Consider the following 25,019-nt stretch of genomic DNA (forward strand, 5'->3'; position numbering starts at 1 on the left):
ACAACAGACCTGGGTTCGTTAAATTGGCCGAAAGGCTACTGTACGAAAGTCTAGTGATTATCCACGAAATTGATGTGAATTTGCACACAAATGCGCCAGCAATCTGGCGCATTTGCGGCACTTTTTTGTCAAGAAATGATCAGTTATTTTGCATTCTGTAACATTTGCCCGGTTACCCGGGCAACACCGATCACGGGCAGGGGTAGGTGAACTCGGCGTGGATCGCCTCGATCGCAGCGACCAGGTCCTGGCTCAGGTTAATCTCGGCAGAACCGATGTTCTCCTTCAGCTGCTCCATGCTGGTGGCGCCGATGATATTACTGGTAACAAACTCCCGGCTGTTTACCCAGGCCAGCGCCATCTGGGCCGGCGACAATCCATTCTGGTGCGCCAGTTCGCAATAGGCCCGGGTGGCGTCGGCAGCATGCTCTCCGGTGTACCGGCTGAAACGCTCATACAGGGTCAGCCGCGCCTTTTCCGGCCACTTGCCACCCAGGTACTTGCCGGTAAGCATGCCAAAGGCCAGCGGCGAATACGCCAGCAGCCCGGTGCCTTCACGGTGGGCAAACTCGGCCAGTCCGGATTCGAACGAACGGTTCAGCAGGCTGTACGGGTTCTGGATGGACACCACCCGGGGCCAGCCATTCTCGCGTGACAGCCGCAGGTACTCCATGGTGCCCCAGGGCGTCTCGTTCGACAGGCCCACGTGGCGTATTTTGCCCTCTTTGACCAGCTCGTCCAGGGCACCCAGGGTTTCCTCGATCGGCGTCATGGTTTCACCGGGGTTGCGCACATAACCCAGCTTGCCGAAGAAATTGGCGCTGCGGTCCGGCCAGTGCACCTGGTACAGGTCGATATAATCCGTTTGCAGGCGCTTCAGGCTGCTTTCACAGGCTTCACGGATGTGATCCCGGGTCAGCCTGGGGCCGCCACGCAGGTAACCCAGGCCATTGCCGGGCCCTGCCACCTTGCTGGCAATCACCAGGTCATCTCGCTTGCCCCGGCTGGCCAGCCAGTTGCCCAGGTAGGTTTCGGTCAGGCCCTGGGTTTCAGCCCGGGGCGGCACCGGGTACATCTCGGCGGCGTCGATAAAGTTGATGCCGGCGCCGGTGGCGTAGTCCAGCTGCTCAAACGCTTCCTGCTCGGTATTCTGTTCGCCCCAGGTCATGGTGCCCAGGCAAATCAGACTGACATCAATGTCGGTGTTTCCAAGTTTTCGCGTTTGCATGAATTCTCCTCGTTTTAATGAGAGATCAGTAACCACAATACGTAAAGGGATTGTCACAGGGCTGTCGCATTACTGTCATGGTCGGTTTCCATAGTGGAGGCATGACAGAAAAACCTTCAGGACAAGCCGTGACAGAACTCCCGCCAACTGACCGGCGCGCGCACCACATTACCATTGTTTCCGAGACGTTTCCGCCGGAAATCAATGGCGTGGCCAACACCATGAAGCACCTGTGCCAGGGGCTGGTGCAGCGTGGGCATGTGGTTACGGTGGTTCGCCCTGGCCAGCGCCGGGAAGGCAACGGCCTGTTCGACTGTAACGGCGACGGCCTGTGTTCCCGGCAGCTGATTGTTTCCGGCCTGCCCCTGCCCGGCTACAAAGACCTGCAGTTCGGCCTGTGCCGCCCCGCCACCCTGAAGAATTTGTGGCAGAACCACCGGCCGGATGCCGTTTACGTGGCAACCCAGGGGCCCCTCGGGATTGCCGCTGTGTCTGCTGCACGAAAACTGCAGATCCCGGTCATCTCCGGCTTCCACACCAACTTTCACAGCTACTCCCGCTACTACGGCGTGGGCGCACTGGAACGCCTGCTGTGCGCCTACGGCCGCTGGTTCCATAACCGCACGGCCCTCACCCTGGTGCCAACCCGGAAAATGCAGGCGGTTACCCGCAGCATGGGTATCACCAACGCCGGCCTGTGGGCCCGGGGGGTGGATTGTCAGCGCTTTGCTCCCCACAAGCGTGATACAGGCCTGCGCAAGGGCTGGGGCTTGGGCGAAAACGACAAGGCCGTGCTCTATGTGGGGCGCCTGGCACTGGAAAAAAACATCCGTAAAGCCGTGGCCTGCTTCGAGCGCATCAAAGGCCTGCATGCCAACGCCCGGTTTATCCTAGTGGGCGATGGGCCACTGCGGCGTCAGCTGGAAGAGCGACACCCGGACTACATTTTCTGTGGTACCCGGCAAGGCGACGACCTGGCCCGGCACTATGCCTCCGGCGACCTGTTCCTGTTCCCCAGCAAAACCGACACCTTCGGCAACGTGGTGCTGGAAGCCATGGCCAGCGGCCTGGCGGTAGTGGCGTTTGACGATGCCGCTGCGGCGGAACACATCCGGCACGAGGAGAACGGCCTGAAAGCGCCGCTCACCGAAGACGAAAGCTTTATCAACAACGCCCTGCGACTGGCAGACCAACCCAGCCTGCTGCAACGGATTCGGGCCCAGGCCCGGCTGGACGCACTGGAGCTGAGCTGGCACAGCCAGATAGAACAATTCGAACAACTGGTACTCAACCAACCTGCACAGGCCCGATACCATGGCGTCAACAAGCAAAGCATCCAGACTCTTTGAACTGGCAGACCAGCGTGAATACGCCCTGTGCCAGTCTATCAACCGCACCATTCGTTTCCGGCCGGTAAAAGGCTACTTCCAGCTGGTCAGCCGGCTGGGTGATGGCTGGTTCTGGTACGCACTGATTCTCTCTATTCCCTTTATGGCACCGGCCCACGGCCAGAACATCGCTGTACTGATGGCGTTTACCGGGCTGACCTGCACCATTAGCTATAAAGGCCTCAAGCACTGGCTGATCCGCGAGCGGCCATTTATTTCTTTCCCGGCCATCAACTGCACTACACCCCCACTGGATCGCTACAGCTTCCCGTCGGGCCACACCCTGCACGCGGTGTGTTTCCAGGCCATGCTGTTTGCCACCCTGCCGGCGCTGGCCTGGGCCATCCTGCCATTTACCCTGTCTGTAGCCGCCTCCCGGGTGGTACTGGGGCTGCACTATCCGAGTGACGTGGCGGCCGGCGCCCTGATTGGCGGCCTGATGGGCTGGACTTCGGTACAGCTGTTCGGCGATCTGCTGCAGCTCAGTCAAACAGTCGCAGCTGGGTAACCGGCGCTTCATCGTTCCGAAAACGCACCCCTACCCCCATTAACCGCACCGGCCGATCCCTGTTGCTGACCAGCTCATCCAGTAACGGCTGGTAATCCTCCGGAGCCGGTTCCGCCACCGTATCCCGCACCCGCTCCAGGGTGTGAGTCGAAAAATCGCTGTAACGGATTTTCACGAACAGTTTGTGGATGGGCTTGTCCCGGCCCTTGCGGGACAGGCGCAGGTTGAGATCGGCCACCAGCGCCGGCATCACCGATTCACAGGCCTCCTTGCCCGGCAAATCCTGGGAGAAGGTGCGCTCTACGCTGACCGATTTCGCTACCCGCGACACCACCACCGGGCGCTCATCCCGGCCATGGGCCATCTCGAACAGCCGGTAGCCCTGCTTACCGAATTTCTCGATCAGCACATCGGCGCCTAAAGCCTGCATGTCAACACAGGTTTCGACCCCCAGCGCGTGCAACTTGCCTGCCGTTACCTGGCCCACACCAAACAGTTTTTCCACCGGCAGCGCCTTTACAAACGCCTGCACCTCCTCCGGTGTGATCACAAACAGGCCGTCGGGCTTGCGCCAGTCGCTGGCAATCTTGGCCAGGAACTTGTTTGGTGCCACACCGGCGGAAACGGTGATGCCCACCTCCCGCTTCACCCGCTCCCGCAGGTGCCGGGCCATCAGGGTGGCACTGCCTTTATGGTCGGTAATGTCGGAGACATCCAGGAAGGCTTCATCCAGCGACAGCGGCTCCACCAGGTCGGTCATATCACGAAGAATGGCCATCACCTGCTGGGAAACCGCCCGGTACTTGCCCAGGTCCGGTGGCACCATCACCAGCCCGGGGCACAGGCGCCGGGCTTCGCTGCCCGGCATGGCCGAGCGCACGCCAAAAGCCCGGGCCTTATAGTTGCAGGTGGTCACCACACCACGGCCGCCGGCGCCGCCCACAGCCAGCGGAACGTCCCGCAAAGACGGGTCGTCACGCATCTCGACTGCGGCGTAAAAACAGTCGCAATCTACATGGATGATCTTGCGCTGGGCCATACAGGCAGGCTCACGTTAACAATCTGTACGTTTATACAGCCTTGTATCTTACGGTAACATGCCGAGAATGTCAGGAAACCCAGAACATAACCCGGTACATCACTGTGAGGCTCCATGACTAATCCCATCCCCGAGAACGATCGCACTGAAATCGAAGCGGCCGCCTTCCGCCGCCTGGTTGCGCACCTGCGCGAGCGCACCGACGTACAGAACATCGACCTGATGAACCTGTCCGGCTTCTGCCGCAACTGTCTGTCCAAGTGGTACCGCGCCGAAGCCGCCGAACGCGGGTTCGAGATCACAGACCCGGCCGCCCGCGAAGAAATCTACGGCATGCCGTACGAAGACTGGAAAGCGAAGTACCAGACCGGCCCGAAACAGGACCACAAATAATGAACGCAGCTGAAGCCGTTCGCATTCACCTGGCCTCACTGCAGGGCGGCCACGCCAGTTTTGACGACACCCTGGCGCTGATCGACCAGCACTTCGAGTTCCAGCCCACCGGTTTCAACAACGGTCCGCTGCGTAACGAGGCCGGCGAGAACGCCGGTTCCTGCCGGGTGTTTGCCCTGGGCCAGTACTGCAACCTGAACGAAGCCGATACCCTCCAGCTGTTTGCCCAGCACTACCAGCAGGTACTGGGCGACCCGGCCGGCGACAGCCACGGTAACATCCGCCAGTTCATCAGTACCGGCTGGTCCGGAATCCGCTTTGACGGCCAGCCATTGCGCCCGAGAAACGAAACCAACTCGTAAAACACCAGGGAAGACTGCTATTCATGAGCGATACCGCCACCTCCGGGGTAAAACAGAGTTTCCAGCTGAAAAGCGCAAACGTCTCACTGACGGCCCTGGAGCTTTACTACTTCGACAACGATGAGTTCGAAGCCAACCTGCGGGACAAGATCAGCCAGGCACCGGGTTTCTTCAAAGACATCCCGCTGATCATCAGCCTGGAAAAATACGAAGGCCTGGACAGCGAACTGGATTTCTTCAAGATCATCGGTACCTGTCGCCGTCACAACATCCACGTGATTGGTGTTCGTGCCGGCAATGAAGACCAGCGCCGACTGGCCCGGGGCGCTTCCCTGGCCCTGCTGCCAGGCGGTACGGTACGCGAAAAGCCACAAACGGCAGCCCCGGAACCGGAAGCCGCGGCCGAAGAGGCCCCGGTGGCTGAAGTGCCGGCCGCTGCGGCGTCAACCGCAGAACCGGCCCCGGCCCGCATCATCAGCCAGCCGGTGCGTTCCGGCCAGCAGGTGTATGCCCCGGAGGGAGACCTGATTATCCTGGCGCCGGTGCAGGCAGGTGCCGAAGTACTGGCCGCAGGCAATATTCACGTGTACGGCCCCCTGCGCGGGCGGGCACTGGCCGGTATCCACGGTGCCGAGAGCGCCCGGGTATTCTGCCAGTCACTTGAAGCGGAGCTTGTGTCCATCGCCGGACACTATAAAATCTCCGAAGATCTTCAGGACAATGGCTGGAAAAGCGCTGTGCAGATCCAGCTCAGGGACGACCTGCTGGTGGTAACGCCACTGGACAAGGCCTGATGTTGTGACAGCCAAAAACAACATATGAAGACATGACGAATCCACTGCGAAACAGGAATTGAACCTTGGCTAGAATCATTGTCGTTACCTCAGGAAAAGGCGGCGTTGGTAAAACCACCACCAGCGCTTCAATCAGCACCGGCCTTGCCAAGCGCGGCCACAAGACCGTCGTAATCGACTTCGATGTGGGCCTGCGTAACCTCGACCTGATCATGAATTGCGAGCGTCGGGTGGTTTACGACTTCGTAAACGTGATCCAGGGCGAAGCCTCCCTGAACCAGGCGCTGATCAAGGACAAGCGGGTGGAAACCCTGTACATCCTGCCGGCTTCCCAGACCCGTGAAAAAGAAGCCCTCACCCGGGAAGGCGTAGAGAAAGTCATCAACGAGCTGTCGCAGACCTTCGATTACATCGTGTGCGACTCCCCGGCCGGCATCGAGCACGGCGCCCAGATGGCCCTGTACTATGCCGACGAAGCCATCGTGGTGACCAACCCGGAAGTGTCCTCGGTGCGGGATTCTGATCGCATCCTGGGCATTCTGCAGAGCAAGTCCCGCCGCGCCGAAATGGGCCAGGACCCGGTGAAAGAACACCTGCTGCTGACCCGCTACAACCCGGACCGGGTAGACCGTGGCGAAATGCTGTCTGTAAAAGACGTTGAAGAAATCCTGGCCATCCCCCTGCTGGGCGTTATCCCGGAAAGCCAGGTGGTACTGAACGCCTCCAACCAGGGCCTTCCGGTGATCCTGGAAGAAAACAGCGATGCCGGCCAGGCCTATGACGACGCGGTAGCGCGGCTGCTGGGTGAAGACCGGGAGCACCGCTTCATGACGGCCCAGAAAAAGGGTTTCTTCTCACGGATGTTCAAGGGGGGCTAAGGGATGAGTTTTCTGGATTACTTCAGAAGCAAGAAGAACAACACCGCGAGCGTGGCCAAGGAACGCCTGCAGATCATCGTGGCCCACGAACGGGGCCAGCGCGACATGCCGGATTACCTGCCACAGCTGCAGCAGGAACTGCTGGATGTGATTCGCAAATACGTGCAGATCAGCGACGACATGGTCCAGGTAGATGTAGACCGTAACGAAAGCTGCTCGGTACTGGAACTGAACGTCACCCTGCCGGAAAAATAACGGCAGCGCCCGCGTTACCAGCGGGCGAAGTGATCTTCCACCAATCCCCGTAGCCCGGCTACGGGGATTTTTTTGCCCGTCTCATCCGTCACCGTACCGCGAAAGGTGCCGGCAAACTGCCGGAAGTTGGATGCCAGCACCCAGGCATTCAGCCGCTCCTTGCGCACGCCAGCCGGCTCAAAGGCCAGGTCTACCCGGCCGTCCCCGGTGGTTACCCGCCATTCACTGCCGGTCCGGTACCGGTCGAACACAAAGCGGGCTGCCCCCAGCTTGATACACTGGCCATCCAGCCACAGGGCGTTTTCTGTCATACCGGTTTCGTTTACCCCGGCAGCCAGGTTCAGGCCGATGGATGTGCCATCTTCGGCCACACCGGCCAGGCAGGCCCAGTTCCAGGCGGTTTCCCGGCGCATAAAGCCACAACTCCAGTCGATGGACGCCCGGGTTTGCTCGTCACAACGCCACGCCTGCCCGCCCCAGCGTACCTCCCCTTCCACCGCCAGCCCGGCGGATTTCCGGGTAAACACCCAGCCGTTGTAACCAGCCGGGCACACCAGCCGCAGGGGCTGGTCGGTATCCTGCAACGTCAGGTCTACCCGGATTGTTCCCGGTGCTGTCACCTGTACCTTGCGGCCACCCTCCGTCGGCTCGATGGACAGGCTCACCTCGCCCTTGCGAAAGCGGGACGCGCCATGTTCCGGGAATGGCTCGATCACGGTGTGCCGGGCCAACGGCTGCATGAACGATTGTTCGAACATCTGCCCGCTCTCGAAATCGAACAGGTAGAAAAACCCGCTGCCCAGCAGCTTCAGGTCCACAATCGCCATGCCGAACACCCAGCCCGGCGCCATGGCACTGACAAACTGGAACTGGTTGAACCGCCAGCGCTTTGCCAGCCGGGACCGCGGCTTGTCCATCACCGTACGCAGGTCGTAATCCAGGTAATTGATGGTTTCCACCGGCTGGTCCAGAACCCCGGGGGTAAACCGCCCTTTTGCATCGATCAGTGTTTGTTTTGTCATATTTTCCGTCAGATCAGGCCAATTGCGCCCTCGGGCGATTCAGTAAGTTACCTGGTTCACAAACCCTTGTTCCGGCAGCAAAGGCCGCCAGGGCTCCGTGCTAGACTGCCGCCAACTTCCTCATCAAAGTGTAGCTTATGCTGTTTACCAGAGCCCTTGGCTTCAGGGCCTCCTTGATCAGTCTGGCCGGCCTTGTTACCGGCATTGTCCTGTCTGCCTCCGCCACTGGCGCCGAACCAGGCAGCCTGCCGGCCATCGACGCCGAACAATGGGCCCTGCAGAAAGAAGTCGACAACATACGCATCTACACCATGGACCAGCCCGGTTCCGGCTTCCAGGCTTTCAAAGCCGTCGCCGAACTAGACGCCTCTGTCGAAAACCTGATGGCGGTCATGATCAACCCGGAATCCTGCAAGGAATGGGTGCTCAACTGCTCGGAATCCTATGCCTTTGGCCAGGGAGATTTCCACGACCGCTACGCCTACTCGGTCAACGACATGCCCTGGCCGGTCACCGACCGGGACTATGTTCTGCGCATCCGCACCCGGGGCGACGCCGGCACCGGCCAGATCATCATGGACCTCAACGCAACCCCCGGCATGCGGGCAGAGTACAGCAGCCGGGTGCGGGTAGATGTTTCCAACACTCTCTACCAGTTCACGCCCCGGGGCGAAGAGACTCAAATGGTATGGGTACAGCACACCGAGCCCAACGGCTCCCTGCCCGGTTGGCTGGTGAACAACCTGCTGGTGGACATCCCGGTGAAATCCATGCAAGCACTGGAAGCGGTGGCTCGGTCTGAAAAGTATCAGGGCTACCGGCTGGAGTGGGCCGAAGACGGCAACCTGCAAGGCGTTGTGCCTGACAACCGCTGACCGGCGCACAAACAAGGGTGACGGCAGGCCACGGAACGGCTAAGCTTTCAGCAAAAGCACCGCAAATGGAAGACGCCTGCCAATGACTGTTCTCGCCCATGAGATCATGACCCCCACCATCAAAGCCGTCCCCCACCACTGGACCATGGACAGGCTGGCCAGATTCCTCACCGATAACGAAATTACCGGCAGCCCGGTAACCGATGACAACGGCGATATCATCGGCATTGCCACCCTCAAAGACATCACCGAATTCCGCTGGAATGCTGCCCGCTCCGGAGATCAGCCCAAGCTCACCGAAGAAGAGCAGGAAGAAGCCCGGCGGCTGCGCATGGTGATTTTCGAAGAAATGGGCAAGGTACCGGTGGAAGTGCGCGATATCATGACCCCCATCGTGCTCTCGGTTGACGAGGACACCCCGGTGCGAGACATTGCCAACATCATGATGCGCGAGCACCTGCACCGGATCTTTGTCACCCAGGATTCAAAAATCACCGGCATCATTACTACCTACGACATGCTGAAGCTGGTTTCCGACCAGGAACTGAGCCGGCGCTGCGCCGAGAACGACTGAGCCACCAGAGAGGTAACTCACCCTATGCCCAGAGCACCGCAAGCTCGCAAGAAGATGTACGTCCTCGACACCAATGTCCTGATCCACGATCCGAATGCCCTCCTGAATTTCGAAGAACACGATGTCATCATTCCGATGACCGTCCTCGAAGAACTCGACAGCCTGAAGTCCGGCAAACAGACCGTTGCGGCCGACTGCCGCCAGGCCATTCGCAACATCGACAAACTGCTGGGCGATGCCAGCCCGAAGGACATTGAAAAAGGCGTACCCATTCTGCGCGGCAAAAAGGCGGATCCACTGGGTAGCCTGTCGATCATCATGAGTACCGAGGGTGCCGGCACCCATTCGCTGCCCGAACACTTGAACGACAACAAGATCATCAACACCCTGGCTGCCCTGCAGGCCCGGCACAAATCCCGAGACATCATCCTGGTCAGCAAAGACATCAACATGCGGCTGAAAGCCCGGGGCTTTGGCGTAGAAGCCCAGGACTACCACAACGACCAGCTGCTGGACGACATCGACCTGCTGCCCAGGGGCTACAAGGAATTTCCGAACTCCTTCTGGGACAACATTGCCAAGGTGGAAACCGTACAGCGGGAAGGGGTAACCGAACACCTGCTTAAGCGGGAAGGCGAACTGGCCAGGCTGAACATCAACGAATTCGTGATCGATGAGCGGGGCTTTATCGGCCAGGTGGTGGATATCTCGGACGACCAACTGGTGATCAAAGACCTGCACCAGCATGACCTGATGAACGAAGAAGTCTGGGGCCTGGTACCCAGGGACATCTACCAGGCCATGGCCCTGCACCTGCTCCTGGACCCGGATATCCACCTGGTGAACCTGACCGGTTCTGCCGGCTCCGGTAAAACCATCCTGGCCCTGGCAGCCTGCATTGAAATGACTGTGGCCAGCAAGCTGTACAAGCGCATCATCGCCACCCGATCTACCCAGGGGCTGGACGAAGATATCGGCTTTTTGCCGGGCACCGAGGCAGAGAAAATGGAGCCCTGGCTGGGCGCCATCGTGGACAACCTCGAAGCCCTGCATGAAGACGACGAGAACATGACCGCCAGCGTGGATTACATCCTCAGCAAGGTGCCGCTGCACTTCAAGTCCATGAACTACATCCGGGGCCGCAGCTTCCAGCACAGCCTGATCATTATTGACGAGTCCCAGAACCTGACCCCGCACCAGATCAAGACCATCATCACCCGGGCCGGTAACGGCTCCAAGGTGATCTGCCTGGGCAACCTGGCGCAGATTGACACCCCGTACCTGAGCCCCCTGAGCTCCGGCCTGACCTACATGACCGAACGCTTCAAGGGCTTCCGCCATGGTGGCCACATCCACCTGCAGGGCGTACCGCGCTCGGTACTGGCCGAGTTCGCCGAAGCCAACCTCTGACCATGGCATTTGAGGCCAACCATGTTGGCCTCGAAGGTCAATTCAGAATCCTGTCTTGCGGTATATTGTCTCTTCTATAAAAACACCAAAAAACAAAGGGGATAGCGTTAATGGCCAGACACATAGCCTCAGACATCGTGATTGCCGGAGGCGGCCTGGCTGGCATCGTCACCGCCCTGGAAGCCCTGCGGGCCGGCAAAACCGTGACCATTGTCGACCGGGACACTCCGGAGCGCCTTGGCGGGCTTGCACTCTGGGCCTTTGGCGGCATGGCGCTGATCGACACCCCCCTGCAGCGGCGCATGAAAATTGCCGATTCCCCGGAACGGGCCCTGCAAGACTGGATAAGCTTCGGCGAGCTGGACCCGGCCGACGAGTGGCCCATGCAGTGGGCCCGCTATTACGTGGAAAACTCCCTCACCGACGTGCACGACTGGCTGATCAACGAAGGCCTGAAATTCATGCCGGCGGTCAACTGGGTAGAACGCGGCCGGTTTGGTGACGGCAACTCCGTACCCCGCTACCACATAGTCTGGGGCACGTCCCGGGAACTGACCCGCTGCATGATCGACGCCCTGCACAACGCCGACACCCGGCATGGCCTGACCATCCTGCACGGACACAAGGTAACGGCCCTGGAGCAACAGGCGGGCAGCATCAGCGGCGCCGTAGCCATCAAGGAATCCACCGGCGAGGAAGTCCGGCTGAGCGCACCCACCGTGGTACTGGCCATGGGTGGCATCAACGGCAGCCATGCCGAATGCCGGGCCAACTGGCCCGAAAACCGACCACAACCGGCCACCCTACTCAATGGCGCCCACCCCTTTGCCGACGGCAAGCTGCACCACTGGGCCGAAGACCACCTGGGGGCCAAAATCACCCACGCCGGCGAAATGTGGAACTACGCAGCAGGCTTTCCCCACCCCTACCCGCACTTTCCCGGCCACGGTCTGTCGACCATTCCGTGCAAATCCGCCCTGTGGCTGAACCATCGTGGTGAGCGCATCGGGCCGGAGCCCCTGGTAACCGGTTTCGACACCCACTGGCTGTGCCAGCGCGTAGCCGAGCAGGAAAAGCCCTGGACCTGGCACCTGCTGAACCGGCGCATTGCCCTGAAAGAATTTGCCATCTCCGGCGCCGAACACAACGCCCGCATCCGCGACAAGCAGTTCCCGCTGTTCCTGAAAGAACTGCTGTTGGGCAACAAACCGCTGGTCAACCAGATGGCCCACGAAAGCCCGCACTTCCTGGTGGACGACACCCTGGAAGAACTGGCAGAGAAAATGAACGCGCTCACCAGCTCGCTGGACATCAACCCCGCCACCCTGAAAGCCACCGCCGATGCCTTCGACGCCAATTTCAGCAAGGGCAGCCAGCTGAATAACGACCCGCAGATCCGCAAAATCCTGCACGCCCGCCAGTGGGGGCCAGACAAGCTGCGCACCTGCAAGCCGGCACCGCTGCAGAAACCCGGCGCGGGGCCGTTTATCGCTATCCACATGCAGCTGACCACCCGCAAAAGCCTGGGCGGCCTGCGTACCGACCTGCAAAGCCGGGTTCTGGACGCCAGCGGCCAGCCGGTCAGTGGGCTTTACTGTGTAGGCGAAGCCGCAGGCTTTGGTGGTGGTGGCGCCAATGGTAAACGATCACTGGAAGGCACCTTCCTGCCCGGCTGCATCATGACCGCCCGGGCGGCGGCAAGGTCCATCGTCAGCGGCCGTTAAGTAACCGACTATCAAACGAAAACAAGAATCCGACAGGATCAGGAGAGAGAACATGCCAAACGGCGCCCAAGCCTTGATGAAAACTCTGGTCGATGCCGGCATTGAAGTCTGCTTTACCAACCCCGGCACCAGCGAGATGCACTTTGTGGCCGCGCTGGACAGCGAACCCAAAATGCGCGCCGTGCTGGCCCTGTTTGAAGGCGTAGCCACCGGTGCCGCCGACGGCTACGCCCGCATGGCCGACAAGCCGGCAGCTACGCTGCTGCACCTGGGCTGCGGCCTGGGCAATGGCCTGGCCAACCTGCACAATGCCCGCAAAGGCAAGGTGCCGGTGGTGAACATTGTCGGCGACCACGCCACCTACCATGTGAAGTACGACGCCCAGCTGCAATCCGACATCGAAACCGTGGCCCGCAACGTCTCACCCGGTTTCGTGCGTACCTCTCAAAGCACCGAAGCCCTGTGCCAGGACGCCGCCGAAGCCATCACCACCGCCCGCGGCCTGCCCGGCCAAGTGGCCACCCTGATTCTGCCAGCGGATGTTTCCTGGGGCGAAGGCGGCACCCCGGTCACTGTGCCAGCCCAACCTCAAGCCCCGGTAGCCGGCGACGACGCCATACAGACCGCCGCCGAAGCCATTCGCAGTGGCAAGAAAACTGCCCTGCTGCTTGGTGGCCAGGCCCTGCGGGAGCCCGCCCTGCTGGCCGCAGCCCGCATTGCCGCCCACAGAGGCGTTACCCTGTTTGCCGAAACCTTCCCGACCCGAATTGAACGGGGAGCCGGCTTGCCGCCGGTGGAGCGGATTGCCTACCTGGCTGAACTGGCCACCCTGCAGCTGTCTGAATTCGACCACCTGGTGCTGGTAGACGCCAAGGCGCCGGTGTCGTTCTTTGGCTACCCGGGCAAGCAGAGTTACCTGGTGCCGGACAACTGCACCGCCCACACGCTCAGTACTCCGGAGCAAGACGCCGCCGCCAGCCTGAATAAGCTGGCTGAAGCCCTGGGCGCGGCCGGTGCCGAGCCCAGGCTGCAGGCCGAAGGCCGGCCGGGCCTGCCCAAGGGCAAGCTGACCGCTGAAAAAGTGTGTCGGGCCATGGGCGAGCTGATGCCGGAGAACAGCATCATCGTGGATGAATCCATCACCTCCGGGTTGATGCTCAACGCCATGACCGCAGGCGCTCCGCGCCACGACATGATCACCCTCACCGGGGGCGCCATCGGACAGGGTCTGCCTAATGCCGTGGGCGCCGCCATCGCCTGCCCGGACCGCCCGGTGTTCGCCCTGATCGGCGACGGCACCGCCATGTACACCATCCAGGCCCTGTGGACAATGGCGAGGGAAAACCTGAACGTCACCAGCATCATCTTCAACAACGCTTCCTACTCCATCCTGAACGTGGAACTGGAACGAGTAGGCGCAGAAGAAGCCGGCGTCAAGGCCAAGTCCCAGCTGGATATCAGCGGGCCGGTCACCCACTACGCCCAGCTGGCCCAGAGCATGGGTGTGCACGGTGTGCGAGTGCGCACGGCGGAAGAGTTGATCAAAGCCATGGAGTACGCCCAGGCGCACCCCGGGCCGCACCTGATTGAAGCAGTGGTGCCGGAATCGCTGAATGGCGTTAAACGGAAAGTACTGCCCTGGCTGCTGAAGTCGCTGCCGAGCTTGCCACGGCCACTGACCAAGGCCCTTAAGAAAAAGATTGCGCCCTGAGGGGCGCTAATCCTTGAACTGGGCCTTGTCCAGGCCGTGCTTCTTCATCTTGTCGTACAGGGTTTTGCGGGCAATTCCGAGCTGAAGCATGGTGTCTTTGATACTGCCATGGCTGGCGTTGAGCGCGCTGACGATGGCCGTGCGTTCAAACCCGTCCATCATCTCGGATAATGTCTGGCGCCCGGACAGGTTGCCCTGTTCGGAACTGTCACCACCATCCAGGGCTGCCGGCCCCAGCAGCACGTAACGCTCCGCCAGGTTCCGCAGTTCCCGCACGTTGCCCGGCCAGGAGTGCTGCATCAGGCGGGCCGCCTGGCGGGCATCCAGCGGAACGCTCTCCCGGTCGTAACGGGCGGCGGCAATCAGGGCAAAGTGGTGAAACAGCGTGGGAATGTCTTCCTTGCGCTCCCGCAGGGGCGGAATATCCACCTTCACCACATTCAGCCGGTAGTAGAGATCAGACCGGAACTCTCCCTCATCGCTGAGCTGTTTCAGGTCGGCCTTGGTGGCGGCAATAATGCGCACATCCACACCTATTGACTGGTTGCTGCCCAGCCGCTCCACCCGCAGCTCCTCAAGTACCCGAAGCAGTTTCACCTGCAGCGCCATGGGCATGCTTTCCACTTCATCCAGGAACAAAGTGCCCCGGTGGGCATGCTCAATCTTGCCGATACGCCGCTTCTCGGCACCGGTGAAGGCCCCGGCTTCGTGGCCGAACAGTTCACTCTCGATCAGGTTTTCGGGCACCGCGCCGCAGTTGATGGCAACAAAGTTGTGGGCACTGCGGGGGCTGCTTTCGTGAATGTACCGGGCCAGGGCATCCTTACCGGAACCGGTTTCACCATGCAGCAGCACGTTTGCGGAAATATCCAGGATCGGCCCGATGGTCGACATCACCGCCTGCATCGCCGGCGAATCACCCAAAACCCGCGGCCCGGGCTTGGCCAGCTGCCGCAACTGGGCCTTCAGGCGCCGGTTTTCCAGTGCCAGGTGCCGTTTTTCCAGGGCGTGCCGCAGCAGTTCGATCAGCTCATCGTGGTCAAAGGGCTTTTCAATGAAGTCATAGGCCCCCTGCTGCATGGCCGACACCGCCGTGCTGATGTCGCCCTGGCCGGTGAGCAGAATCACCGGGATGTCTTCATCAATCTTCCGTACCTCGTGCAACAGCTGCATGCCATCCATGCCCGGCATGTTGTAGTCGCACAGAACGATGCCTTCGAACTCTGGCTGCACCAGCTTCAGCGCCGATGCTCCGTCGGCAAAACAGGCTACCGGGATATCTTCCAGGGTGAGGGTTTGTTCCATCACCGGCCGGATATCCGGGTCATCATCCACAAAAATCACTGATGGTATTGTCATCCCTCTGCCTTACGCTGTTTCAGTGTCAGAACAAACTCCGCCCCGGGGCCGTCGACCCGGTTCTGGCCGGTCAGGCTGCCGCCAAGTGCTTCGACAATCTGCCGGGAGATCGACAGGCCGAGCCCCAGCCCCTGCTTGACCGAACGGGTGGTAAAGAACGGCTCGAACACCTGCTCGGAATTCCCCGGCAAGCCATGGCCGTTATCCTTCACCACGCATCGCCAGTCGTCGTCTTCATCGGCAACCAGGATATCAATCTGCGGTTGCTCGCAGCCTTCCACCGCCTGGACCGCATTGGCCAGCAGGTTAACCATCACCTGCTCCACCCGGATCAGGTCACCGTGGCACATCACCGGGTTGTCCGGTCGCTGCCAGCGAATGTTAATGCCCTCGCTGGCGTTCTGGGCGCGGATAATTTTCAGCGCCGCATCAACCGGCAGGCGCAGATCCACCACGGACGGCGGCCCCTCAGACTTGCGGGCGAACACCTTGAACTGCCGGATCAGCTCCGCCATCTTGTCGCACAGGGCAACAATCTCTCCCAGGTTGGCATCCACCATGTCGGTGGCACCCCGCTCCAGGAACTTCCGGCCGTTACGGGCATAGGCCTGGATCGCCGTCAGGGGCTGGTTGATTTCATGGTTCAGGCCGGCAGACATCTGCCCCAACACCGCCAGCTTGGCGGCCTGGATCAGCTCCTGCTGGGTTTCACGGAGGTCTGCGGTGCGCTGGGCAACCCGGCGCTCCAGCTGTTCACCCCTGAGCGCCAGCTCCCGCTCCCGGCGGTAACGCTCTCGCAGGTACAGCCAGGTCAAGAAACAGGCCAGGAACAGGGCCAGGCCACCGGCCATAAACCCGATGCGGGTCCACAGTATTGGCCGGGTGTCGGTCAGCACCAGCAGGCTCCAGTCCAGCCGGGGCAAACCGGTTTCAACCGTCAGGTAGGTTCCGGGCTTGTCACTTTCCCTTAACCGGATGCGGGCTGACTCGTCCGCCAGCACCCAGGGCTTGCCCTGCTCCACAAAGTCAACGGGCTTCAGTTCCCGCTCGGGATAGCGCTGGCGAACCCTGGCATTCTCTTCGGCATTATCCGTCGGCCTGAAATCCCGATAGAGCCAGTCCGTCCGGCTGGACAAAAAGCTGATACCGTCGCCGTCCAGCACCACCATCTCCGCCTGCTGGCGGGATTCCGGCCGGTGCCACTGGGATTCCAGCTCGTGTACCAGAACCTTGATAGCAACAACACCCAGCATATTGCCGCGCTGGTCACGAACCGGGTTGGTGAAATACAGGCCCCGCTCCGAGGAGATATTGCCCAGGGCGAAGTAGGCTACCGACCCGCCGGTGGCAACCGCTTCTGAAAAATACGGCCGGAAGGCGTAATTGTTGCCCACAAAAGTATTTGGCTGGCCAAAATTGTTGGCCGCAATGGTCATCCCGGTCAGGTCCATCAGATAGATATCGGAGCCGCCCACAATGGTGGCCATCCGCTGCATCTGCTCGTTGGCGCGGAGCAGGGTAACGGCGTTATCCGGTTCTTTCAGGGCGTCCGCCAGCAGGGGGTGTTCGGCAATAAGGGCAGGCACCGGCAGGTAGCGGTTAAGCTCGTTGGCGACCAGCTGGCGATAACGAAAGGCTTCCTGCAGGCTGTCCTGCTCCAGTTGCCGGTAACCAGACCAGCCCCCGAGCAGCCAGGACAGCAGCAGGGTAATAATCAGAACAACCGTAATGCTGATCCGGTTAAGCATGAGTTCGGATTCCGGCAAAGCCTCTAGACTAGCGCCGGAATCCGGGCAGGACAACAGGCCGTCATGACCGCTGCCCTGCCCTTGCCTTGCCATATCAGGCCGCAGCCAACCCGGGTGCCCGCTTGCGCTGGATCAGGAACGCCACCACCGCAAGCCCGATACCGGCCAGGTCTGTCCACACTCCGCCTTCGATGGTCATCAGCGCAGCGGCGACAAGCAACAGGCGCACCAGAACCGGGGCGGCAGAGCGGGCAAACCAGCCCAGCACACCGGCAGACAACAGGTACACGCCAAAGGTAGCGGTAACCAGTGCCCGGGCAATCTCGACCCAGCCGGCTTCCATCAACAGCGCGCCGTTATAGAAGAACATGAACGGCACGATGAACGCGGCAATACCGATACGGAACGACGCTACCGAGGTAGACATGGCATTGGCACCGGAAATACCGGCCGCAGCGTAAGACGCCAGGGCAACCGGCGGCGTGATGGCAGACACCACGGCAAAGTAGAACACGAAGAAGTGCGCGGTCAGCGGCTCGATACCCAGCTGCACCAGGCCCGGCGCTACCACAGAGGCAGCCACCGCATAGGCGGCCGTGGTTGGCATGCCCATACCCAGCAAGATCGAGATGAACATGGCAAACACCAGTGCCAGCAGGTGGCTGTGGGCAGCCACATCCAGCAGCAGCACCGAGAAACGCGCACCCACACCGGTCAGGGAGATAACCCCCACAATGATACCGGCCGCGGCACACACCACGATGATCTGGATAGACATGTAGGCAGCAATTTCAAAGGCCCGAAGAATAGACTTCAAACCCATCTTGTTGGGCGAAATCCAGCTCACCACCGCTGCAGATACGGTCGCCAGGGTGCCGGCCCGGATCACGGAGTAGCCCTGGAACAGCGCCACAATCAGGATAATGATCGGCGCAAACAGGTACACCTGGCGCATCATCAGCCGCAGGTTCGGCAGTTCGTCACTGCGCATACCGCGCATGCCCAGCTTCTTGGCTTCAAAGTCCACCATGAAGAACACAGACGCGAAGTACAGGATGGCCGGAATAATCGCGGCAATGGCAATCTCGGTATAGGGAATACCGGTAATCTCCGCCATGATGAAGGCGCCGGCACCCATGATCGGCGGCATGATCTGGCCACCGGTAGACGCTGCAGCTTCCACCGCACCGGCCGATTCCTTGCTGTACCCTACCCGCTTCATCAGCGGAATGGTCAGGGAACCGGTAGACACCACGTTACCGGCACTGGTGCCGTTGATCATGCCCATCAGGCCGGAGGCAAAGATCGCCACCTTGGCAGGGCCACCACGGGAGCGACCGGCTGCCGCAAAGGCAAAGTTCACAAAGTAGTCACCCACCTTGGAGGCCTGCAAAAAGGCCGCAAAGATGATGAACAGAATAATGTAGGTAGACGACACCGCTGTGGTGGGCCCAAGAATGCCCGCATCGGTGTACACCTGGCTGAAAAAGCGCTGGGCAGACAGCCCCGGATAGCCCAGGAAGCCCGGAAGGTACGGCCCGGCGAACACATAAACCAGGAACACCAGCCCGATAACCACCAGGGCCAGGCCAGCCACCCGGCGGGTCAGTTCCATAATCAGCGCGGTGCCGGCAACTGCGGCAAAGGAAATGCCGACCGGGGCAAACGCCGTGCCGGTGGTCATCCGCATGGAAGTGTTAAAGACAATCAGCAGGTACGCGGCAACCGCCACGGAGCACACTATCAGAACCAGGTCGGGCACGCTGAAGCGGGCGCGGTCACGCTGGTGAAACCAGCTCATCACAATGCCAATGGCAGAGGCCGCCAGCAACGGCCAGCCGAAGTGCCAGGTTTCCAGCTCGGCCGGAATACGCATGGTGCCGCTCTGGATCATCTGGTTGAACGACCATGTCTGATACAGGGCGTACAACGCAGGAATCATCGCTGCGCCGGCAATCCAGGTGGTCCACCTGTGTCGGGCGGGGCCTTCCTCGGCCGATACAAAACGGGCGCCGGCAAACAGGATAAAGCCCAGCACCAGGGCACCGGCAACGTGCACAATCCGGAACGACCAGGTTTCCATGGGCGCTACGTTCAGGGTGTACAGGTGGAACACCGAGTAAGCGATGGCCAGCATCACCACAAACTTGAGCAGCAACCCGGTGAACAAGCGTCGGTTAGCTTCAACCGGCTCTTCATCCACGTTGTGGGCAAGCAGGTGGTCTTCGTTGATCGTCAGGTTCTCAGCCAGTTGCTGTTCACCCTCGGAATGCGTGTGTTCTTTGGTCATGTTAAGTCCTGCCTGGAGGTAAGGCGGTAATTCGAACAACCAGTCCCGGGGCGCCATGCAGGCACCCCGGGCTCAGGCCTTACTGCTTGATGGCGCTTGCTTCGATGGTGTAACCGTTTTCGTTAAACCAGCGGGCAGCACCCGGATGCCAGGGCAGCACGTTGTTCTTGGTGTAGTTCTCGGGAATGGAATGACGGGCGGCTTTGTGGATAGACACCATCTTGTCATTGTTTTCCATGGTCAGCTTGGTGATTTCATACACAAAGCTTTCCGGCATGTCGCAGTTGACCATGGCGAAGTTCCACATGGACACCACGCGGGACGGCTCCTCCAGGGACTGGTAAGTGCTGGCCGGGATGATGAACTCGGAGACCGGGAAGTTCTCGATCACTTTCTTCGCCTCGTCATCGTTCATGCCGATGATGTTCACGTCAGTCTGCACTTCCAGCTGGCTAACAGCCGGAATCGGAATACCGGCGGCAAAGGCCACTACATCAATCAGGCCATCCTGCAGCTGGCCGCCCAGATCAGACCAGCTACCGTTACGACGCTCGAACTTCACACCCAGGGTTTCCATCATGCGCGGGAAGTAGGTGTCAGAAGTTGAACCGGCCGGGCCAAAGCCGATGGTGGCGCCATCCGGGATATCAGAGATAGACGCAATGCCGGAGCTGGACAGGGCAGTAATGGAGAACGGGGTTTCATACATCGGGAACATCGCGCACACGTTATCCATCTTCATACCCGGAGCCAGCGGGCTTTCGCCGTCACGGGATTCCCGGGCCGGGCCCATGGTGGTCAGGCCAAACTTCAGGTCACCGGTGTGCACCAGCGCCATGTTCTGAACCGGGCCGCCGGTGATTTCGGCACCGCCGGATACGCCCAGGTTCTCAGCCACGAAGTTCGCCCAGCCAGAGCCGTAGGCAAAGTAGGTGCCGCCCTGACTGGCCGTACCGACAGTGAAGTTATCCGGCCAGCCGTCACGGTCCTGGGCAACCACAGGGCCTGCAACAACGGAGGTGGCGAGCGCAGCCGCCAGAACGGTTTGAAGTTTCATAAAGAATGCTCCCGATTCATTTTGTTGGTTGGGTGCTGGAGAGACCATGATGGCCTCGCTAGAAAATAAGGGAGCAAGTAGCGGGCCAGTCAGGAAAAATACTTATAAAACAAAGAATTGAAATATCGACAGAAAAACAACCAACTATTCTTGGGTGGTTAACCACCCACAAGGAACCTGGCAATGGGTGAATATCCACCCATTGCCCCAGCTACCAACTACTGTTTCACTAGACAGTTAGTCTGTAGAGTTGCTTTTCAACTCCCGACATCAATGCCCTCCCGTGTTGTAGCGAGCAACGAACGATGAGTTTGGTGCGCCTTATCTCGTATACTACCCACCTCAGATTTGAGCCGACGGCGATTTAAACCGGATTGAAACAGGAAAACCGAATGACAAGCACCCAACAACGCGCAGCCCTGCAACGCCAGATATGGGCGATCGCTAACGACGTACGTGGCTCTGTCGACGGCTGGGACTTCAAGCAGTATGTGCTGGGCACCCTGTTTTACCGCTTTATCAGCGAGAATTTTGCCAGTTACATCGAGGCCGATGACGACAGCATCAACTACGCAGAGCTGCCCGACAGCGTCATCACGCCGGACATCAAAGACGATGCCATCAAAACCAAGGGCTACTTCATTTACCCAAGCCAGCTGTTCGTCAATATTGCCAAGGGTGCCAACAACAACGAAAGCCTGAATACCGATCTCGCGGCCATCTTTGCTGCCATCGAAGCCTCCGCTAACGGCTACCCATCGGAGGGCGACATAAAGGGCCTGTTTGCCGATTTCGACACCACCAGCAACCGACTCGGCAACACCGTTAAGGAAAAGAACTACCGCTTGGCGGCTGTGCTCAAAGGTGTAGCCGGCCTGGATTTCGGGAATTTTGACAGTGCCCATATCGATCTGTTTGGCGATGCCTACGAATTCCTGATCTCCAACTACGCAGCCAATGCAGGCAAGTCCGGTGGCGAGTTTTTTACCCCGCAGCATGTATCAAAACTGATTGCACAGATCGCCATGCATAAGCAAACCAGCGTTAACAAGATTTACGACCCTGCGTGTGGGTCCGGCTCGCTTCTGCTACAAGCAAAGAAGCACTTCGATGCCCATATTATTGAAGAGGGCTTCTTCGGCCAGGAGATTAACCACACCACTTACAACCTGGCTCGCATGAACATGTTTTTGCATAACATCAACTACGACAAGTTCAACGTGCAGCTGGGCAACACCCTGACCGATCCGCATTTTGGCGATGAAAAACCCTTTGACGCCATCGTCTCCAATCCACCCTATTCGGTGAAATGGATCGGCAGCGACGACCCTACCTTAATAAACGATGACCGCTTTGCCCCGGCCGGGGTGCTGGCCCCTAAATCCAAAGCCGACTTTGCCTTTGTGCTGCACGCGCTCAGCTATCTATCGGCTAAAGGCCGTGCAGCGATTGTCTGCTTCCCTGGCATTTTCTACCGGGGCGGTGCTGAAAAGAAAATTCGTCAGTACCTGGTAGACAACAACTACGTAGAATCGGTGATCTCGCTCGCCCCCAACCTGTTTTATGGCACCACCATCGCGGTCACCATCCTGGTGTTATCCAAACACAAAACTGACACGACCACACAGTTCATTGATGCCAGCGGCGAGGCGTACTTCAAAAAAGAAACCAATACCAACCTCCTGACCGATCAGCATGTTGAAGACATCATGCAGGCGTTCGACCGCAAGGAAAACATTGAGCACTTTGCACGGTCCGTGCCGCTTGAGGAGATCGCCGACAACGACTACAACCTGTCGGTAAGCAGCTATGTAGAAGCCAAAGACACACGGGAGCAGATCGACATTGCTAAGCTCAATGCTCAGCTGAAAACCACCGTGGCCAGAATCGACCAACTGCGCACCGAGATTGATGCCATTGTGACGGAGATTGAAGGTGTAGGGCCGGAGGTATGAGCCACGTGAGTTTTATGGAGAAACTGCTGGATGGCAGATCAGTAAAGTGGCAGCCGTTACATAGTATCGCCAAGATCAAGCATGGCAAGGACTGGAAAGGCCTTAGTTTAGGCGAAATTCCTGTCTATGGCTCCGGGGGTATCATGGGTTATGTCGGTGAGTGTTCCTACGACAAACCAACAGTCCTGATACCCAGAAAAGGCTCGATCACTAATATTTTCTATGTCGAGACACCCTTCTGGAATGTCGACACGATTTATTACACAGAAATCGACACCAACAAAATGGTTCCAAAGTTTCTGTACTATTTTATTAAAACCATCGATTTGATGGCTTTGGATACTGGGTCGGGAAGGCCCAGCCTGACACAGGCAATCTTGAATCAAATTCAGGTCCCCATCCCGTGCTCAGAAGACCCTGAAAAATCCCTTGAGATTCAAGCAGAACTCGTCCGAGTTTTGGACGCATTTACCTCCCTTACAGCCGAGCTTACAGCCGAGCTTACCTTAAGAAAAAAACAGTTCAACTACTACCGTGAAAAGCTTCTGAGTTTTGAAGGCATCGATATAAAATGGACTAATCTTGGAGAGGTGGCCGTAATCGGTACGGGTAATCATGATACAAAAGATGCCATAGAGGATGGTGATTATGTTTTTTATGCGCGCGGTCGAGATCCGTTAAGACTGAACGTATTTGACTTTGATGAAACCGCAATCATCACTGCTGGAGACGGCGCTGGGGTAGGAAAAGTATTCCATTATGCCCAAGGGAAATATGCATTGCATCAGCGAGCGTATCGCATTGTCCCAAATGAATTTATGGAACCAAGATTTGTATATCACTACATAGCAGCATACTTTCACGCGTACATCCAAAAAGCATCGGTTAGCTCATCAGTCACCTCCCTTCGTAGGCCAATGTTTTTAAATTTCCCAATACCTATGCCATCGCTTGAAGAACAGGCGCGCATAGCAGTCATCCTCGACAAATTCGATACCCTGATAAGCTCTATCAGCCAAGGCTTACCCCGAGAAATCGAATTGAGCCAGAAGCAATATGAATACTATCGGGACCTATTGATGAGCTTCCCCGAGTCTGTCGAGGTGGCTAACTGATATGGGCAAGACACTGACGGACATCGCAAAGCAGTTGAGCACACCAAGGCAGGTCAGGAGTAAGAAAACGACCAAAGTTCAGGTAACAGCACAGGTCCCAAAAGTACAAATCATCTATGCTTTTAACGGGACAGGGAAAACGCGCCTGTCCCGTGAATTCAAGAGAAATATCACTTCGAAAATCAGTAACGATGGAGACCAAACATCGCCCCGGGAAAAGATCCTGTATTATAACGCTTTCACTGAGGATCTCTTTTACTGGGATAACGATCTGGAAGGGGATTCCGCCCCTAAGCTGAAAATCCAGCCCAACACCTACACCGACTGGCTGCTTACGCTACTAAAAGACTTGGGGCAAGATGCGAATATTATTAAATACTTTCAACATTATGCCAATGATAAATTAACCCCGCATTTTAGCGAAGACTTGACCGAAGTGGCCTTTTCACTTGAGCGTGGCGATAACGAACATTCCGGCAACCTGAAAATCTCCAAAGGTGAAGAGAGCAACTTTATCTGGAGCATTTTTTACACCCTGTTGGATCAGGTTATTACAATTCTCAACGTTGCTGAGCCCACTGAGCGTGAGACAAACCAGTTTGACCAGCTGGAATATGTCTTTATTGATGATCCGGTCAGCTCACTGGATGAAAATCATCTGATTGAGTTGGCCGTCAACTTGGCGGGCTTGATCAAATCCAGTCAGTCTGGGCTGAAGTTTATTATCACAACTCACAGCCCTCTTTTTTATAACGTGCTCCATAATGAACTTGGTTTGAACAAAAATGGTAAAAAAGAAGGCTGCTATCTACTGGAACGTTTTGAGAATGGCAGCTACCTTCTGAACACCAAATATGGGGATTCCAACCAGAGCTTTTCCTACCATCTATATCTAAAACAGGTTCTTGAGCAGGCAGTCGCGGAAAACCAGGTGCAAAGGTACCATTTTACGCTCTTGCGTAACCTGTACGAGAAAACAGCAAGCTTCCTCGGTTATCCGAAATGGTCTGAGCTCTTACCGGGTGACCAGCAGGCGTATTTGAACCGCATCATCCAGTTCTCCAGTCATTCAACCTTGACAAATGACACGGTCACCGAGCCAACAGAACCCGAGAAGCAGACTGTTAAGTTACTGCTTAATCACTTGAAGAATGAATATGGCTTTTGGAAGCAGGTCGAAGCCAATGACTGAACTCACTGACATTAATGCATAAGGAAGGAACCCTGTGCCCAATCTAAGTCTGGAAGATCAAACCACAGAATTTCTGCTCTACACCGCACCCAACGGCAAGATAAAGGTAGAGGTGGTGCTCAGCAATGAGACCATCTGGCTG

The 25,019-nt window shown here is 58.4% G+C and carries 22 protein-coding genes; 15 read left to right on the forward strand and 7 right to left on the reverse strand.

Annotated features, from left to right (window positions below):
* Positions 1-190: 190 nt before the first annotated feature.
* Entirely contained in the window at positions 191-1,228 is a 1,038-nt protein-coding gene (locus LWH94_RS00630; RefSeq protein WP_232900784.1) for an NADP(H)-dependent aldo-keto reductase, read from the reverse strand.
* 101 nt (positions 1,229-1,329) lie between these two features.
* Here LWH94_RS00630 and LWH94_RS00635 point away from each other — a divergent pair, with 101 nt between their 5' ends.
* Positions 1,330-2,577, forward strand: coding sequence for a glycosyltransferase family 4 protein (locus tag LWH94_RS00635; protein WP_232900786.1), 1,248 nt, complete (start codon positions 1,330-1,332; stop codon positions 2,575-2,577).
* Entirely contained in the window at positions 2,543-3,124 is a 582-nt protein-coding gene (locus LWH94_RS00640) for a phosphatase PAP2 family protein (RefSeq protein WP_232900788.1), read from the forward strand. Before LWH94_RS00635 ends, LWH94_RS00640 begins: the two co-directional genes overlap by 35 nt.
* Here LWH94_RS00640 and dinB read toward each other — a convergent pair.
* Entirely contained in the window at positions 3,099-4,163 is a 1,065-nt protein-coding gene (gene dinB / locus LWH94_RS00645) for a DNA polymerase IV (RefSeq protein ID WP_232900790.1), read from the reverse strand. The two genes, LWH94_RS00640 and dinB, sit on opposite strands and share 26 nt — an antisense overlap.
* Positions 4,164-4,277: 114 nt before the next feature.
* On the opposite strand from dinB, the gene LWH94_RS00650 reads away from it, so the two are divergent.
* The 5 genes from LWH94_RS00650 to minE all read left to right on the forward strand — a co-directional run bounded on the left by LWH94_RS00650 (position 4,278) and on the right by minE (position 6,845).
* Positions 4,278-4,556: a DUF1244 domain-containing protein gene (locus LWH94_RS00650; RefSeq protein WP_232900791.1), complete on the forward strand. Its 279-nt coding sequence runs from the start codon at positions 4,278-4,280 to the stop codon at positions 4,554-4,556.
* Positions 4,556-4,918: a HopJ type III effector protein gene (locus tag LWH94_RS00655; protein WP_058340326.1), complete on the forward strand. Its 363-nt coding sequence runs from the start codon at positions 4,556-4,558 to the stop codon at positions 4,916-4,918. The genes LWH94_RS00650 and LWH94_RS00655 overlap by 1 nt, the downstream gene beginning before the upstream one ends.
* Before the next feature lie 23 nt (positions 4,919-4,941).
* Positions 4,942-5,712 carry a septum site-determining protein MinC gene (gene minC / locus LWH94_RS00660; RefSeq protein WP_232900793.1) on the forward strand — a complete coding sequence of 257 codons (771 nt, stop codon included), beginning with the start codon at positions 4,942-4,944 and terminating at the stop codon, positions 5,710-5,712.
* Positions 5,713-5,777: 65 nt separating this feature from the next.
* Positions 5,778-6,590, forward strand: coding sequence for a septum site-determining protein MinD (minD, locus tag LWH94_RS00665; RefSeq protein WP_094624646.1), 813 nt, complete (start codon positions 5,778-5,780; stop codon positions 6,588-6,590).
* 3 nt (positions 6,591-6,593) lie between these two features.
* A complete protein-coding gene (gene minE, locus LWH94_RS00670; protein WP_094624645.1) occupies positions 6,594-6,845 on the forward strand; it encodes a cell division topological specificity factor MinE in 252 nt (83 codons plus the stop codon).
* Positions 6,846-6,859: 14 nt separating this feature from the next.
* On the opposite strand, the gene LWH94_RS00675 is transcribed toward minE, so the two are convergent.
* Positions 6,860-7,867 carry a DUF2804 domain-containing protein gene (locus LWH94_RS00675; RefSeq protein WP_022988928.1) on the reverse strand — a complete coding sequence of 336 codons (1,008 nt, stop codon included), beginning with the start codon at positions 7,865-7,867 and terminating at the stop codon, positions 6,860-6,862.
* 137 nt (positions 7,868-8,004) lie between these two features.
* Between LWH94_RS00675 and LWH94_RS00680 the strand changes: the two genes are divergently transcribed.
* From LWH94_RS00680 to LWH94_RS00700, 5 genes are all read left to right on the forward strand, one after another.
* Entirely contained in the window at positions 8,005-8,742 is a 738-nt protein-coding gene (locus LWH94_RS00680; RefSeq protein WP_094624643.1) for an START domain-containing protein, read from the forward strand.
* A gap of 82 nt (positions 8,743-8,824) precedes the next feature.
* Positions 8,825-9,316 (forward strand): CBS domain-containing protein, encoded by a 492-nt coding sequence (locus LWH94_RS00685; protein ID WP_232900795.1) that lies wholly within the window; start codon positions 8,825-8,827, stop codon positions 9,314-9,316.
* 24 nt (positions 9,317-9,340) lie between these two features.
* On the forward strand, positions 9,341-10,726 hold the full coding sequence (locus tag LWH94_RS00690) for a PhoH family protein (protein ID WP_206768803.1): 1,386 nt from the start codon (positions 9,341-9,343) through the stop codon (positions 10,724-10,726).
* 110 nt (positions 10,727-10,836) lie between these two features.
* The gene (locus tag LWH94_RS00695) at positions 10,837-12,450 is read left to right on the forward strand and encodes an FAD-dependent oxidoreductase (protein ID WP_232900797.1); all 1,614 of its coding nucleotides are present in this window, start codon (positions 10,837-10,839) and stop codon (positions 12,448-12,450) included.
* A 52-nt stretch (positions 12,451-12,502) separates the two neighbouring features.
* On the forward strand, positions 12,503-14,161 hold the full coding sequence (locus LWH94_RS00700; protein ID WP_232900799.1) for an acetolactate synthase large subunit: 1,659 nt from the start codon (positions 12,503-12,505) through the stop codon (positions 14,159-14,161).
* Positions 14,162-14,167: 6 nt separating this feature from the next.
* On the opposite strand, the gene LWH94_RS00705 is transcribed toward LWH94_RS00700, so the two are convergent.
* The 4 genes from LWH94_RS00705 to LWH94_RS00720 form a co-directional block, all read right to left on the reverse strand.
* Positions 14,168-15,520, reverse strand: coding sequence for a sigma-54-dependent transcriptional regulator (locus tag LWH94_RS00705; protein ID WP_232900800.1), 1,353 nt, complete (start codon positions 15,518-15,520; stop codon positions 14,168-14,170).
* The gene (locus LWH94_RS00710; protein ID WP_232900916.1) at positions 15,517-17,268 is read right to left on the reverse strand and encodes a sensor histidine kinase; all 1,752 of its coding nucleotides are present in this window, start codon (positions 17,266-17,268) and stop codon (positions 15,517-15,519) included. The genes LWH94_RS00705 and LWH94_RS00710 overlap by 4 nt, the downstream gene beginning before the upstream one ends.
* A 94-nt stretch (positions 17,269-17,362) precedes the next feature.
* Entirely contained in the window at positions 17,363-19,558 is a 2,196-nt protein-coding gene (locus LWH94_RS00715) for a TRAP transporter permease (protein WP_232900801.1), read from the reverse strand.
* Between the two features lie 79 nt (positions 19,559-19,637).
* The gene (locus LWH94_RS00720) at positions 19,638-20,615 is read right to left on the reverse strand and encodes a TAXI family TRAP transporter solute-binding subunit (protein WP_094624636.1); all 978 of its coding nucleotides are present in this window, start codon (positions 20,613-20,615) and stop codon (positions 19,638-19,640) included.
* A 392-nt stretch (positions 20,616-21,007) separates the two neighbouring features.
* On the opposite strand from LWH94_RS00720, the gene LWH94_RS00725 reads away from it, so the two are divergent.
* The 3 genes from LWH94_RS00725 to LWH94_RS00735 are packed head-to-tail and all read left to right on the forward strand — an operon-like array spanning position 21,008 to position 24,877.
* A complete protein-coding gene (locus LWH94_RS00725; RefSeq protein WP_232900803.1) occupies positions 21,008-22,570 on the forward strand; it encodes a type I restriction-modification system subunit M in 1,563 nt (520 codons plus the stop codon).
* A gap of 14 nt (positions 22,571-22,584) precedes the next feature.
* Complete coding sequence (locus LWH94_RS00730; RefSeq protein ID WP_232900917.1) at positions 22,585-23,685, forward strand: restriction endonuclease subunit S; 1,101 nt, start codon at positions 22,585-22,587, stop codon at positions 23,683-23,685.
* Position 23,686: 1 nt separating this feature from the next.
* Positions 23,687-24,877, forward strand: coding sequence for an AAA family ATPase (locus LWH94_RS00735; protein ID WP_232900805.1), 1,191 nt, complete (start codon positions 23,687-23,689; stop codon positions 24,875-24,877).
* The last annotated feature ends 142 nt before the right edge of the window (positions 24,878-25,019 follow it).

It is taken from the genome of Marinobacter sp. G11 (assembly GCF_021282325.1).
GTDB classification, from domain to species: Bacteria; Pseudomonadota; Gammaproteobacteria; order Pseudomonadales; family Oleiphilaceae; genus Marinobacter; species Marinobacter vinifirmus.